This window comes from Streptomyces sp. RerS4 (assembly GCF_023515955.1).
Lineage (GTDB): Bacteria > Actinomycetota > Actinomycetes > Streptomycetales > Streptomycetaceae > Streptomyces.
In genome coordinates this window covers 5,369,811-5,383,373 of the sequence record NZ_CP097322.1, presented here as the reverse complement: position 1 = coordinate 5,383,373, position 13,563 = coordinate 5,369,811, and the positions used below count along the sequence as shown (strand labels likewise).

The following is a 13,563-nucleotide window of genomic DNA, read 5'->3' as shown; positions in this document are numbered from 1 at the left end:
GCTCCCCCGAGTCCTTGATGATCACCGCATGATAGGCACGGCCTCCGGACCGCACTGACGGGAGGCCAGGCGGGCGGGGCGCTGGGTCAGTCGGCGTCTTCGGGAAGGGCGTGGGTGCGGTAGAGGCGCACCCACGGGAGGGTGTTGCGCTGCCAGGCGGCCCGTGCGGCGTGGATGAACACGCAGGTCCGGTAGTCGGCCCGCGCCGGGGCGTCGTCCCTGCGGGACGCGGGGAGCGGGACCGTGTCGGACAGTTCCTCGACCCACCGCGAGGTCTCGCGCCACCAGTCGGTCTGTTCGTCGCGCGTCTTCGGGTACGCCGCCACCCGCTCCTTCAGCATCGCGCCGTGCTCCGGCCACACCGCCGTGGCCGCCCGGGTGCGGAACTCGCAGCGGTGGCGGCAGCCCTCGCAGTCGGGGAAGGGGGACAGCGCCGCGTCGACCGCCTCGTGCTCGGCCGCGAACGCCCGGAAACGGGTGGCCAGTTCCGCATCCGTGGCCAGGGGCGCCCGGCTGATCCCGGCCTCCCTGGCCGCCTGCGCGCGCACGTCCGGGACGCGCAGCAGCGCCGGGCGGTCGATGCGGTCGTGGTGGGCGAACGCCTGGAACGGCTCCAGGGAGGCGGCGTAGCGCTCCTGGTCGGGCGAGAAGCGCATCGTCGCGCCGACGAGCCCGCGGTCCTCGCCGGCCGGCAGGCGGTGCATGACCTTGAGGTTGGTGTTCTTGTACGCGTCCTCGACGAGCTTGCCGGGGACCTGCTCGACGATGACGATGCCCTCGCCGTACTTGCGGTTCTCCGCCAGGGTGTTGGCGAAGGCCTGGGCCGCCCGGGTCCGTGCGTTGCCCTCCTTCGCGTCGCCGCCCTGGGCGATCGGCCGCCCCAGCAGCCGGTGCGCCTCCTCGATCACGGTGACGTGGCTGAGGGAGCCGCCCGTACGGTTCGCCTTGTAGTACTCGGTCATGCTCTGCAGCAGCAACGCCGTGACGAGCGACTGTTCCTTCTCGTTGTCGCCGACCCCGGCGAGTTCCACGACCACCGGCCGCCTCAGCAGCTCTTCCACGGGGTAGGAGCGGGCGACGTCCAGCGTGGTGCCGCAGGCGCCCTCGGCCAACGACTCCGCGCGCAGCCGGGCGGCGGCGACGATGTTGTCGCGCACCTCGCCCGAGTAGTCGAGCCGCTCGCACTGCTTGCGCATCTCCGCGACGAAGTCGCGCAGCGTCGGCCATTGCGCGTCGCCCGCGGGGCCGGCGATGTCGGTGGGGGTGATGCCCTTGCGGGCGTACGTGGCACGCAGGGCGCGGTTGTAGATGCCGGGCAGCGGGTCCCAGAGGCCGAAGGCCGCGTCGAAGCAGGCCATGAGGCCCGCGACGTGCGTCCCGACGCGTACGCCCGACGGCACCTCGAAGGGGTTCAGGCGCAGCGGGGCGGTGGACTCGTCCCCGACGGTCAGGACGAGGAGGTCCTCGAAGCCGGGGCGGGTGGCGAGCCAGCGGTAGTCGTCCAGGGCGGAGTTGACCGGTTCGAGGACGAGGAACGGCGTGCGGTGGTCGCGCCACAGCTGCTCGCAGAACGCGAGGGTGGTGTTGGTCTTGCCGGAGCCGGTGGTGCCGACGATCAGCGCGTGCCGGGTGAGGTCGTCCAGGCCGATGCCGAGGGGGCCGGCGGGGGCGTCGTGGACGAGCTGGCGGCCGAGGGTGACGGCGGGGCCGTCGGTGCGGTAGTCGGTCTCGCCGGCCATGCCGGGGCGGCGTACGGGGAAGCCCGTCATGTGGCCGCTGACGGCGAGGGGCAGCCGGAAGGCCGCGCCGGCCTCGCGGGTGTCGACCAGTTCCGCGAGCAGCCGCAGCGGCGGGGAGAGCGGTTCGGGCAGCCGCCAGCAGTGGTCGCCGCCCCAGCGGGCCTGCTCCAGGGTGGTCAACTGCCGCCAGGCGGCGGGCAGCTCGCCGTACGCGGGCCAGGCCACGGTATGGGCAGGTCCGGTGAGGATCTCGGTGAGGACGCCGCCCTGGCGGGCCTGCTCGCGCGGGGACACGGTGGCGCCGACCAGCTCGGCCAGGGACTCCGGCAGCGGCGCCGGCGAGGCGAGCGCGACGCGCATGCGGAACACCCGGCCGGTGTATCGGCGGGCGGCGTCGGCGTAGACGCGGGCGGCGTCGACGGCGAAGGCGTCGGCGGCGAGCGGGGTCCCCGGGGACCAGAGGCCGTCGGGGAGTTGGCCGGGGGTGCCCAGGCGTCCGTACTGGGTGGCGATGCGCTGGACGAGCGGGCCGAAGTCCGGCGGGACGACGTACGGCTCCAGGCCGACGCTGAGCATCACCGGGTGGGGGTGCGTGGCCAGGGCCTGCCACAGCGCGTCCCAGGGCGGGGCGGCGGCGGTGAAGGGCTGCGGAGCGAGGTAGTAGCGCACCCCGGCGTCGGGTCTGTTGGGCAGACCGCTGTGGTAGCGCTTGCGGATCTCCGCCACGCCCGCCGTCACGTCGGGGGTGAACGGGGTCAGCAGCCGGGCCGTCTCGTCGGGGTCCTCGACGGGCGTGGCGTGGACGTGGCGGGGCAGCGCCGCCATCCGGTCGCGAAGGGCTCGGGCGGCGGCCCCGGCGCCCTCGGCCGTCGGGGCCGCGACCCGGCCGAGCAGGGCGCAGGAGATCCTGCGCCCCACGGGGTCGCTGACGTAGCGCAGCTCGATCCGCTCACCGTGGGCGGTGTTCCACTGGCCCGCCAGCCAGGCGGCCTCGGCGGCGACCGCCTTGGCCCGGCGTTCCGGTTCCGGCAGGTCCGCGTACTCCTGGGACTCGGTCAGATCGGCGGCGGCGTCGATGCGCACGGCCGTCCACGCCCAGACGGTGGTGCCGTCCGAGACGGTCAGCACGCCGGCGGGACCGGCCACGCCGGCCGGACCGGCTGCGCTCAATTCCCGCCCCAGGTGGTGCCGTGCGGCGGCGTGTCCGGAGCCGGCGGGGTGGGCGGGGTGCCGGGGGCGTACGGGGCGTACGCGGGCGGGAAGGTTCCCGTGCTCGGGGGCCCCGCCGGGTAGGGGTTCGCGGTGGTCGCGGTCGGTGCGGTGGGCGGCACCGGCGGGGCCGGAGGCACCGGACCGCTGCCCGGCCCCACACCCGTACCCGGCTCCGTCGCGCTCGCTCCGGACTGGATGGGCGGCTCCTGCCCGAACGTCGACGCCAGGGGCACCTCGATGCCCTGGACGGCCGCTTCCACGCCCTCCCGGGCGGCGGAGTGCACGGCCTCGCGCATGGCGCGCGGCCGCTCGGTACGGAGCATCTGGTTGATGTCGCCCGTGCGGTTGAACATCCCTCCGACGAGGTCCTTGAAGAAGTGGCCGATGATCACCGCGCCGCTGCGGCTGCGCCACATCGTCCAGCCGACGTACAGGCTGGTGCCGTACCCGAAGACCGTCACGTACGCGACGTACCGACCGCTGCGGACGACCAGTCGGTTGTTCACGACCTCCGGCATGATGTCGCTGCGGATCCGCACCGGCACCGCCGACACGGGTGTCTTCCGCCGCGCCAGAGCGCCGTAGATCGCCGCGTACGCCGACGAGGACGCGGCGTGCTTGTCCTCCAGCAGCGTCTTCCACTCCGATATCGGCTCGTTGATGCGCGAGGCCAGGAGGACGACCCAGAAGACGATGACCGAGAGGATCCAGCCGACGCCGAGCTCGTCCTCCGGCGAGTCGAAGGGGCCGGGGTCCGACACGAGCATGGGCAGCAGCCCGAAGATCAAGAAGATCAGGAAGGACGCCACGAAGGCCCGGAACCAGAGCTGGAAGACGGTCCGGAACGGGACCGACTCGTCGAAGTTCAGCTCGACGTGCTCGTAGCGCATCGTCTGATTGCGGTACGCGGCGTTCGCCCCGAGCGCGCCCGTCGCCGCCCAGCGGTCCGCGCCGCCGCCCTGTGTTCCGTCCATGTGGGCCACTCCCCCGTCTCGCAAAGCCAGTTGGTCACCCTAGCTCACGGGTCCGACAGCCCGACGGCCACCTGCCGACGGACCGTCAGGCGTGGTTGACCGGGAGGACGTCCGGGGAGAGGGCGCCCGCGTGGGCGGTCTCGGAGGTCATGTGGCGACGGTGGTGGCGCCGGCACAGCACCTCGTATCCCACCTCGGCCGCCGACCGCGCCACGTCGCCCACCACGACCTGCTCGCCCTCGACGACCATGACGCCGCCGACCGTACGGGCGTTGTGCGTGGCCCGCGCCCCGCACCAGCACAGGGCCTCCACCTGGAGCTGCTCGATCCGGTCGGCCAGCTCGATCAGCCGCTGCGAGCCGGGGAAGAGCTTGGTGCGGAAATCCGTCGTGATGCCGAAGGCGAAGACGTCCATGTCCAGGTCGTCCACGATCCGGGCGAGCTGGTCGATCTGGTCGGGGGCCAGGAACTGCGCCTCGTCCACGATGACGTAGTCCGCCTTGCCGCCCCGCGACAACTCCCCCACCAGGTACGCGTACACGTCCATGGTGTCGGTCACCTCGACCGCGTCCGTCACCAGGCCCAGCCGCGAGGACAGCTTGCCCTCGCCCGCCCGGTCCTGACGCGTGAAGATCACGCCCACCAGCCCGCGCGCGGAGCGGTTGTGGGTGATTTGCAGAGCCAGCGTGCTCTTTCCGCAGTCCATCGTTCCGGAGAAGAACACCAGCTCGGGCATGGGAAGTACGGACCTTTCGGGTCGTCGGGGAGGCGGGAGGGGGTGGTACGGCGGGCGGGGCCGGCGGTCAGGTGCGGACTTCGAGCAGCGGGACCAGCTGCTCGGCGGCCGTCATGGAGCCGTGCATGCCGACGAGCGCCGACTCGTTGGGCTCGTTGCGGGAGGCGGTGATCGCCACGTCCGCCTGGGCGGCCGCGATCACGTCGCCGATCCGGCCGAGCACGCGCTCGTCGCACTCCCCCGGCGCCCCGAACCAGCCCAGGTCCAGGGCCTCTTCGCGGCTCGCCACCCAGAACCGGTCGCCGAGCACCTCGCGCCACACGGTCAGCACGTCGGCCTCGGCGCCCGGTACGGCGTAGACGTGCCGGGCGCGGCCCTCGCCGCCGAGCAGGGCGACGCCCGCGCCCAGCTCCCAGTCCTCGTCGAAGTCGATCCGCGCGTCCTCGTCGAAGGGGACGTCGACCATGCCGTGGTCGGCGGTCACGTACAGCGCCGCGCGCGGCGGGAGTTGCTCGGCGAGTCGCTGCACGAGCCGGTCCACGTACATGAGTTGGCCGCGCCAGGCGTCCGAGTTCACGCCGTGACGGTGACCGGCGCCGTCGAGTTCGCTGTAGTACGTGTACACGAGCGAGCGCTCACCGGCCGCGAGCTGGATCGCCGCGAGGTCCATCCGCTCCTCGCCGGTCATCCGGCCGTGGAAGGTGCCGCCGCTGAGGGCGATCTTCGTCAGCGGGGTGGACTGGAAGGCGGGGGCGGACACCTGGGCGGTGTGCACCCCGGCGGCGTCGGCGAGCCGGAAGACGGTGGGATACGGCTGCCAGGCCTGCGGCGGGGTCCACGGCTGCCAGCGGAGCTGGTTCATCAGCTCGCCGGAGGCGGGGTTGCGCACGGCGTAGCCGGGCAGGCCGTGGCGGGCGGGCGGCAGCCCGGTGCCGACGGAGGCCAGGGAGGTGGCGGTGGTCGCCGGGAAGCCCGACGTGATGGGCCGGCCGGTACCGCCGCGCGAGCTCGCGAGCAGGGAGGTCAGGTACGGGGCCTCGTCGGGGTGGGCCTTGATCTGCTCCCAGCCCATGCCGTCGACGAGGAACACGCAGTTGCGGTCGGCGGGGGTCAGCTCGGGGATCCCGGCGGTGAGGCCGGGTACGCCCTGGCCCGCCGCCAGGGTCGGCAGCAGGTCCGCGAGCGAGCCGGTCCCGTAGTGCGGGACCGGGGCGCCGGCGAGGTCGAGCAGTTCCGGTTCGTCCTGCCAGTTCGGCGGCGCGGAGTACGACATCAGCGGGTGGGGCCCGAGGTGGCCGCGGTGGCTTCGGAGAGGGCCTGCGCGAAGAGCAGCGTCTGGCGGACCGTCTCGGGGCCGTCGCCGGCCTCGCTGACGCGCAGGCTCAGGTCGTCGGCGGTGGAGTTGCCGGTGTAGCCGTGGTCGGAGTCACAGTTCGGGTCGCCGCAGGCGGCGGGCTCCAGGTCGATGCGCGAGACCGCGCCCCAGCCGATGGTCAGGACGACCTCGCGGGGCAGCCGGCCCGGCGTGTAGGACTCCGGGTTGGCTACGACACGGCTGAGCACCACGGAGGAGATGCTGGAGAGCTTGACCGACTCGGTGGAGGTCGTCGCGTACGGCGACGGGGACCCGGCGTCGGCGGCCTGCTCGTCGGTGTGGCTCACGATGAAGCGGTTGCCGGTCAGGACCAGGACGGTGACGTGCCGGCGCACCTCGTTGGAGTCGAAGGTGGTCTCCTGGTGGACCAGGTACGACGAGATCGGCTCGCCGCCCACCGCGGCCTCCACCGCCTCGGCCACGAGGGCCGGGTAGTAGCCGCTGCGCTCGATCGCCGCGCGCAGCCCCTGGGTCGTCGTACCGGATTTCGCCATGGGGTCCATCCTAAGGCCCGTACGGGGTCCCCCGACCTGCCCTGTGCTCAGTAGCCGGCCATCGTGCGCGGGCCGAGGTCGGTCCGGGCGGGCGGATGGGCGAGGCGGACGGTGGCGCTGAGCACGGAGAGGCCTTCCGTGGCGACGACGACCGGCTCCAGGGAGACCCCGGTCACCTCGGGGTGGTCGTCCACCAGCCGGGAGAGTCTCAGCAGCAGTTCCTCCAGGGCCGGCGTGTCGACGGGGTCGCTGCCGCGCCAGCCGAAGAGCAGGGGCGCGGTGCGGATGGAGCGGATCAGTGCGGCCACGTCGCGGTCGGTGGCGGGGACCAGTCGGTGCGCGGTGTCGCCCAGCAGTTCGGAGGCGACCCCGGCGAGCCCGAACGACAGCACGGCGCCCGCGGCGGGGTCCACGACGGCGCGCACGACGGTGTCCACGCCGCGCGGCACCATGGCCTGGACGACGGGCAGCAGCTCGGCGGGCGTGCCGAGGGCCTCGGTGAGTTCCTCGTAGGAGCGCCGCAGGTCGGCTTCGGTGGCCAGGTCGAGGCGTACGCCGCCCAGGTCGGCGCGGTGGCGCAGGTGCGGGGCGGTGGTCTTGAGGGCGACCGGGTAGCCGAGGACCCGGGCCGCGCGGGCGGCGGCGTCGGGGCTCGGGGCGGGCAGGGTGGCCCGGACGCGGATGCCGTAGCGGGCGAGGAGCGCGCGGGCGTCGGGGTCGTCCAGGGTGACGGTGGTGTCCTCGTCGACGTGGGCCAGCAGGGCGGCGATCCGGGCGGCGGCGCCGCTCTCGTCGATGTCCTCGTACTCGGGGACCTGCCCGGCCTCGGCGGCGGCGCGGCGCCAGGCGCCGTAGCGGGCGGCTTCGGCGAGGGCCTTCACGGCCCGCTCGGCGGCGGGGTAGGCGGGGATCCGCCCGCCGACCCGCCCTCGGGCACACCCCGTCGGCGGCGCGGCCCTCCCGGCGGGCTCGGCGTCCGCCTCGGGGCGGCGGCGCGGGCGCCCCGGCGCCCCGGCGGGCCCGGGGTCCGCCTCGGGGGCCGGCGGCGCGGGCGCCCCGGCGGCCGACAGGGCTTCCACCAGGGCGCCGAGTTCCACGTGGACCACGGCCACCGGCTTGCCCTGGACCTCGGCCACCGCCTGCCGCAGGGCCTCCGCGAGGTCGTCCGCGAGGGCGCGCTCGCTCACCCACGGGATCGCGGTGACGACGACCGCGTCGCAGTCCGGCGAGGCCAGGGCGGCCGAGAGGGCGGCGCGGAAGTCGGCCGGGGAGGCGGCGGTGGTCAGGTCGAGCGGGGGCAGCGGACGCAGCCCCTCCGTCAGGCAGGCGTCGTAGGTGAGCACCCCGAGGGACTCGGAGTTCCCGAGGATCGCCACGCGCGGCCCGGCCGGCAGCGGTTGGCCGGCGAGCAGCAGTCCGACGTCGACCAGCTCGGTCACGGTGTCGACGCGGATCACGCCGGCCTGGCGCAGCAGCTCGGAGACGGTGGCCTCGGGGAGCCGGGTCCCGGGGACGACGTGGCCGGCCGGGGTGTGCCGGCCGCCCCGGGCGACGACCACGGGTTTGACGGCGGAGGTGCGGCGGGCGAGGCGGGTGAACTTGCGCGGGTTGCCGAGGGTCTCCAGGTACATCAGGGCGACGTCGGTGGCCTCGTCCTCGTACCAGTACTGGAGGATGTCGTTGCCGGAGACGTCGGCCCGGTTGCCTGCGGAGACGAACGACGAGAGCCCCTCGCCGCGCCGCAGCAGCCCCGACAGCAGGGCGATGCCGATGGCGCCGGACTGGGTGAACAGGCCGATGCGGCCGCGCGCGGTGGCGGGGGCCGGGGCGAGCGAGGCGTTCAGCTCCACGTCCGGGGCGGTGTTGATCACCCCGAAGGCGTTCGGTCCGATGAGCCGCATCCCGTACGAGCGGACCTGCCGGACGAGTTGACGCTGGCGCTCCAGTCCGGCCGGGCCGCTCTCGCCGTAGCCGGCGGAGAGGACCACGAGGCCCTGGACGCCGTGCTCCCCGCACGCGGCGACCGCGTCGGGGACCCGGTCGGCGGGGACGGCGATCACGGCGAGGTCGACGGGGGCCGCGATGTCGGCGACGGTCCGGTACGCCCGTACGCCCTCCAGGAGGTCGCCCTCCATGCCGGGGGCGCGGGCCTCGTTGACGGCGTAGAGGTGGCCGTGGAAGCCGCCGTCCCGGAGGTTGCGCAGGGCGGCAGCGCCCACGCCGGATCCGGAGCGGCTGACGCCGATCACGGCGACCGATCCGGGGGCGAGCAGCCGCTGCACGGAGCGGGCCTCGGCGCGCTGTTCGCGGGCGCGCTGGACGGCGAGGGACTCGGCGGTGGGTTCGAGGTCGAGGGTGAGGTGGACGGAGCCGTCCTCGAAGCTGCGCTTCTGCTGGTAGCCGACGTCCGTGAACACCTTGATCATCTTGGTGTTGGCGGGCAGTACCTCGGCGGCGAAGCGGCGGATGCCGCGCTCGCGGGCGACGGCGCCGATGTGTTCGAGGAGGGCGGAGGCGACGCCGCGACCCTGGTGGGCGTCCTGGACGAGGAAGGCGACCTCGGCCTCGTCGGCGGGGGCGGAGGCGGGCCGGCCGTCGGGACCGATGCGGTCGAAGCGGACCGTGCCGATGAACTCGCCGCCGATGGTCGCGGCGAGGCCGACGCGGTCCACGTAGTCGTGGTGCGTGAAGCGGTGCACGTCGCGGTCGGAGAGCCGGGGGTAGGGGGCGAAGAAGCGGTAGTACTTCGACTCGTCCGAGACCTGCTCGTAGAAGCTCACCAGCCGGCCGGCGTCCTCGGTGGTGATGGGCCGGATCCGGGCCGTTCCGCCGTCGCGCAGGACGACGTCCGCCTCCCAGTGGGCCGGGTACGAGGGGTCCGACGGCAGCGTCATGGGGTCACCCTACGGTGCGTGGCGGCGGGGTGTACGGGCACGCCGGGCGGGGCCCGGCCGCGCGCGCGGCGAATGCGGCGGGCCGGGGCGAACCAGGGCAAGCTGGGGAGGGTCGGACGGCGGTGGATCCGGGCCGAAGGTCGGTCCGAGCATTCCGGGTGTCGTGAGAGACTGGTCTAGACAACCGTAAGAACCTGAAGGGCATCACCATGGCAGAGCGCCGCGTCAACGTCGGCTGGGCCGAGGGCCTGCACGCTCGTCCCGCCTCGATCTTCGTCCGCGCGACGACCGCTTCCGGCGTCCCGGTGACCATCGCGAAGGCGGGCGGCGACCCCGTCAACGCCGCTTCCATGCTGGCGGTCCTGGGCCTGGGCGCCCAGGGCGGCGAGGAGATCGTCCTCTCCTCCGAGGCCGAGGGCGCCGACGTCGCGCTGGACCGCCTCGCGAAGCTGGTCGCCGAGGGCCTTGAGGAGCTCCCGGAGACGGTCTGACCCTTCGGGTCCGAAAGGCCGCAGTCCCCGCCGCGCCGGCGAGGGCTGCGGCCTTTCGGTTTTCTCGCGGTGAAGCAATTCGGGAGGACCGGCCGCCAGCGGAATACCGGAAGCAATTCCCGACGCATCGAGGAATTCTCCGGCCGGCCCCGGCAGCGGCGCGATACCCGCCCTTTGTATACGGCGAATGTTAATGCGGGCCGCTCACCGTGTTTACGGCACGTTGCGAAGTCCTCACCCGCAGCCGGTGCGCCTCGGCCGCCGTCGCGGTGTGCAGCGCCGTCAGTGAGCGGGCCCGTTCCGCGTCTCCGCGGGCCACGGCGTCGACGATCGACCCGTGCTCGGCCCAGGAGTCCACGGGCCGCGCCGGGGCGTCCACCACGTACATCCAGGCGATCTTGTGCCGGGTCTGGGTCAGCAGGGCGATCAGCCCCGGACTGGCGGAGGCCTGGGCGAGGGTCTCGTGGAACCAGCCGCCCAGGGCCCGCAGGTCCTCGCCCTGACCCCGCCTGGCCCGCTCCTGCCCCAGCCTGACCAGCCCGCGCAGCACCTTCAGGTGGGCCTCCGTACGCCGGCGGGCCGCCCGGGAGGCCGCCAGCGGCTCCAGCAGCATCCGCAGCTCCAGGAGGTCGGCGGCCTCCTGCGCGGTCGGCTCGGCCACGCAGGCGCCCGCGTGCCGCCGGGTGGTGACGAAGCCCTCCGACTCCAGCGTGCGCAGCGCCTCGCGGACCGGGACGCGGGAGACCCCGTAGCGACGGGCGAGCACCTCCTCGGTGAGCCGACCGCCCGGTCCGAAGAAACCGGAGACGATATCGTCGCGGATCGCTGTGCATACCGCGTGCGCAGGAATACGCAAGGCCGGACCTCCGCTGCATTTCGACGACCGGCACCCGCGCCGGGATCGTGACCGTGCTGCGACTCTATGGCAAAAGGGAGGCGATTTCCGAGGCGGGCCGGAAATTGGAAAGACATTCGGCGGGAATGGACAACACGGAAGGCCCCGGCTCGATGAGCCGGGGCCTTCCGTCAGGTGCGGTGGTGCGCGCCGCGCGTCAGATGTCGCGGGTCAGATGCTGACGCCGTGGTTGCGCAGGTACGCCAGCGGGTCCATGTCCGAGCCGTACGTGGCGCCGGTGCGGGCCTCGAAGTGCAGGTGCGCGCCGCTGGAGTTGCCCGTGTTGCCCGAGAGGCCGATGACGGTGCCGGCGCCGACCTGCTGGCCGACGGAGACGTTCACCGAGAACAGGTGCCCGTACTGGGTGTAGGTGCCGTCGTTGTGGCGGATGACGACGTTGTTGCCGTACGCGCCACCCCAGCCGGCCTCGACGATCGTGCCGGCGCCCACGGAGCGCACGGAGGTGCCCTGGCCGACGGCGAAGTCGATGCCCGTGTGGCTGCCGGAGGACCACATGCCGCCGCCCGCGCCGTACTGGGTGCTGACGTAGGAGTCGACCGGGGCGACGAAGGTGTTGGAGCGCTTGCGCTCCTCCTCCTTGGCCTTGGCCTCGGCGGCCGCGCGCTCGGCCTTGACCTTGGCCTCGGCGGCCTGGGCGGCACGCTTGGCCTCCGCGGCCTTCTGCTTGGCCTCGGCCTCGGCCTGCGCCTGGGCGGCGACGGCCTCGGCGGCGACCTGCTGGGACTCGGCCTGGACCTCGATGTCGTCCTGCAGACCGTCGGCGACGACGATCGCGTTCTGGCCGGTGTCCTCCATGGACGGGCCGGAGGAGTCCGCGGCGAAGGCCGGGGCCGCGAGGGTGCCGACCACGCCCGTGGTGGCGAGTGCGGCCACACCGGCGAAGCCGGCGGTCTTGCGGCTCAGACGGCTGGAACCACGGTGCTTACCGGCGGCACGACTGCCAATCGCCATGAAGGGGTGATCCTTTCCTTCCTTCTCGCCTACCGGGTTAGCTGACGGGTTCGGAGCAGGAAGGTCTCCTACGGGCCTCCTCTTGCGAGGCGGTCCGATTCACCCCAGGGACTGATGTGGGTCCCCGGCTCCCCAGGCTCGCGCCTGACGGGGACTCGGCGATCGCTGCCCGGTGCCGCGGGGGTGCGGCGCGTATCAACTGACGGACAGCAGGGCCGACGCTAGGCGGATCATCAGTCAATCGCCAAACAGACGAGCCTTTTTGTTGCGTACGCCACACCGCATACAAGCAACCACGCCACTAAACGGACAAAAGAACCCCCGCCGGAGCATCCGGCGGGGGTCCCTTGTCACACGGGTGGTGTACGCCCCGAAATCACGGTCGAATCGGGCCGTGGGCGCGTCAGTTGGACACGACGGTGACCTCGCCGATGCCGAGGGCCCGTACGGGCTCCTCGATCTGCGACGCGTCACCGACCAGGATGGTGACCAGCCGGTCCACCGGGAAGGCGCTCACGACCGCCGAAGTGGCCTCCGCCGTACCCGTTTCGGCCAACCGCGCGTACAGCCGCGCCTGGTAGTCGTCCGGCAGCTCCTGCTCGACCTGGTCGGCGAGGGTCCCGGCGACGGAGGCCGCGGTCTCGAACTTCAGCGGGGCCACGCCCACCAGGTTCTGCACGGCCACGTCCCGCTCGGCGTCGGTCAGGCCGCCCTCGGCGAGGGTGCGCAGCACCTGCCACAGGTCCGCCAGCGCCGGACCGGTGTGGGGGGTGTCCACGGAGCCGCTGATGGCCATCATCGAGGCGCCCTTGCCGTCGGCGGTGGAACGCAGCACCTGGCCGAAGGCGCGCACGCCGTAGGTGTAGCCCTTCTCCTCGCGCAGGACCTTGTCCAGGCGGGAGGTGAGGGTGCCGCCGAGGCAGTACGTGCCGAGCACCTGCGGGGCCCACACGATGTCGTGGCGGTCCGGACCGATCCGGCCGATCAGCAGCTGCGTCTGGACCGCTCCGGGCCGGTCCACGATGACCACACGACCCGTGTCGTCGGCCGTCACCGGCGGGACCGGGAGGGGCTCGGCGGTGTCGCCGGTCCAGGTGCCCAGGGTGTCGGCCAGCACGGCGTCAAGGTCGATACCCGTCAGGTCGCCGACGATCACCACGGTGGCGGTGGCGGGGCGCACGTGGGCCTCGTAGAAGGCGCGTACGGCCGCGGAGTCGATCCGCGCGACCGTCTCCTCGGTGCCCTGACGCGGGCGGGACATGCGCAGGGAGGCCGGGAAGAGCTCCTTGGACAGCTCCTTGGCGGCCCTGCGCTGCGGGTTGGCCAGCTCGTGCGGGATCTCGTCGAGCCGGTTGCGCACCAGCCGGTCGACCTCGCCGTCGTCGAAGGCGGGGGCGCTCAGCGCCTCGGTGAGCAGGCCGAGGGCCTTGGCCAGGCGGGACGCCGGGACCTCCAGGGAGACGCGCAGGCCCGGGTGGTCGGCGTGCGCGTCGAGCGTGGCGCCGCAGCGCTCCAGCTCGGCCGCGAACTCCTCCGCGCTGTGCTTGTCGGTGCCTTCCGACAGGGCACGGGCCATGATGGTGGCCAGGCCGTCGAGGCCCTCCGGTTCGGCGTCGAGCGGCGCGGCGAGGTTGACCTCGACCGCGACGACCTGCTGGCCGGGGCGGTGGCAGCGCAGCAGGGTCAGGCCGTTGGACAGGGTGGACCGCTCCGGGGCCGGGAAGGCCCAGGGCTTGGCCTCGCCGGGCTGCGGGCGCGGGTGGAAGGTCATGGTCACGGCT

The 13,563-nt window shown here is 73.5% G+C and carries 10 protein-coding genes and 1 riboswitch; of the genes, 1 reads left to right on the top strand and 9 read right to left on the bottom strand.

Features of this window, described 5'->3' with window-relative positions; genetic code table 11:
* Window positions 1-86 precede the first annotated feature (86 nt).
* The 6 genes from M4D82_RS24935 to M4D82_RS24910 all read right to left on the bottom strand — a co-directional run bounded on the left by M4D82_RS24935 (window position 87) and on the right by M4D82_RS24910 (window position 9,424).
* Window positions 87-2,909, bottom strand: coding sequence for an ATP-binding protein (locus M4D82_RS24935; protein WP_249768153.1), 2,823 nt, complete (start codon window positions 2,907-2,909; stop codon window positions 87-89).
* Entirely contained in the window at window positions 2,906-3,925 is a 1,020-nt protein-coding gene (locus M4D82_RS24930; protein WP_249768152.1) for a hypothetical protein, read from the bottom strand. The genes M4D82_RS24935 and M4D82_RS24930 overlap by 4 nt, the downstream gene beginning before the upstream one ends.
* Window positions 3,926-4,010: 85 nt before the next feature.
* Window positions 4,011-4,661, bottom strand: coding sequence for a thymidine kinase (locus M4D82_RS24925; RefSeq protein WP_249768151.1), 651 nt, complete (start codon window positions 4,659-4,661; stop codon window positions 4,011-4,013).
* A 67-nt stretch (window positions 4,662-4,728) separates the two neighbouring features.
* Entirely contained in the window at window positions 4,729-5,934 is a 1,206-nt protein-coding gene (locus M4D82_RS24920) for an alkaline phosphatase family protein (protein WP_249768150.1), read from the bottom strand.
* Window positions 5,934-6,539 carry a DUF5998 family protein gene (locus M4D82_RS24915; RefSeq protein WP_249768149.1) on the bottom strand — a complete coding sequence of 202 codons (606 nt, stop codon included), beginning with the start codon at window positions 6,537-6,539 and terminating at the stop codon, window positions 5,934-5,936. Before M4D82_RS24915 ends, M4D82_RS24920 begins: the two co-directional genes overlap by 1 nt.
* A gap of 38 nt (window positions 6,540-6,577) precedes the next feature.
* Window positions 6,578-9,424 carry a bifunctional acetate--CoA ligase family protein/GNAT family N-acetyltransferase gene (locus tag M4D82_RS24910; RefSeq protein WP_249768148.1) on the bottom strand — a complete coding sequence of 949 codons (2,847 nt, stop codon included), beginning with the start codon at window positions 9,422-9,424 and terminating at the stop codon, window positions 6,578-6,580.
* A gap of 209 nt (window positions 9,425-9,633) precedes the next feature.
* Between M4D82_RS24910 and M4D82_RS24905 the strand changes: the two genes are divergently transcribed.
* Window positions 9,634-9,915 carry an HPr family phosphocarrier protein gene (locus tag M4D82_RS24905; RefSeq protein ID WP_249768147.1) on the top strand — a complete coding sequence of 94 codons (282 nt, stop codon included), beginning with the start codon at window positions 9,634-9,636 and terminating at the stop codon, window positions 9,913-9,915.
* Between the two features lie 190 nt (window positions 9,916-10,105).
* Here M4D82_RS24905 and M4D82_RS24900 read toward each other — a convergent pair whose 3' ends face one another.
* The 3 genes from M4D82_RS24900 to M4D82_RS24890 all read right to left on the bottom strand — a co-directional run bounded on the left by M4D82_RS24900 (window position 10,106) and on the right by M4D82_RS24890 (window position 13,553).
* Window positions 10,106-10,771, bottom strand: a complete 666-nt coding sequence (locus M4D82_RS24900) for a GntR family transcriptional regulator (protein WP_249768146.1) — start codon at window positions 10,769-10,771, stop codon at window positions 10,106-10,108.
* 210 nt (window positions 10,772-10,981) lie between these two features.
* Window positions 10,982-11,782 (bottom strand): M23 family metallopeptidase, encoded by an 801-nt coding sequence (locus M4D82_RS24895; RefSeq protein WP_249768145.1) that lies wholly within the window; start codon window positions 11,780-11,782, stop codon window positions 10,982-10,984.
* A 12-nt stretch (window positions 11,783-11,794) separates the two neighbouring features.
* A riboswitch (cyclic di-AMP (ydaO/yuaA leader) is annotated at window positions 11,795-11,953 on the bottom strand.
* A 232-nt stretch (window positions 11,954-12,185) separates the two neighbouring features.
* Window positions 12,186-13,553, bottom strand: coding sequence for a M16 family metallopeptidase (locus M4D82_RS24890; RefSeq protein WP_249772137.1), 1,368 nt, complete (start codon window positions 13,551-13,553; stop codon window positions 12,186-12,188).
* Window positions 13,554-13,563: the final 10 nt, after the last annotated feature.

What these genes read in the sequence shown, in the direction of transcription:
- M4D82_RS24930 (WP_249768152.1), bottom strand. Translation starts at nt 3,925, where the DNA reads ATGGACGGAACACAGGGCGGCGGCGCGGACCGCTGGGCGGCGACGGGC.
- M4D82_RS24925 (WP_249768151.1), bottom strand. Translation starts at nt 4,661, where the DNA reads ATGCCCGAGCTGGTGTTCTTCTCCGGAACGATGGACTGCGGAAAGAGC.
- M4D82_RS24920 (WP_249768150.1), bottom strand. Translation starts at nt 5,934, where the DNA reads ATGTCGTACTCCGCGCCGCCGAACTGGCAGGACGAACCGGAACTGCTC.
- M4D82_RS24915 (WP_249768149.1), bottom strand. Translation starts at nt 6,539, where the DNA reads ATGGACCCCATGGCGAAATCCGGTACGACGACCCAGGGGCTGCGCGCG.
- M4D82_RS24910 (WP_249768148.1), bottom strand. Translation starts at nt 9,424, where the DNA reads ATGACGCTGCCGTCGGACCCCTCGTACCCGGCCCACTGGGAGGCGGAC.
- M4D82_RS24905 (WP_249768147.1), top strand. Translation starts at nt 9,634, where the DNA reads ATGGCAGAGCGCCGCGTCAACGTCGGCTGGGCCGAGGGCCTGCACGCT.
- M4D82_RS24895 (WP_249768145.1), bottom strand. Translation starts at nt 11,782, where the DNA reads ATGGCGATTGGCAGTCGTGCCGCCGGTAAGCACCGTGGTTCCAGCCGT.
- M4D82_RS24890 (WP_249772137.1), bottom strand. Translation starts at nt 13,553, where the DNA reads ATGACCTTCCACCCGCGCCCGCAGCCCGGCGAGGCCAAGCCCTGGGCC.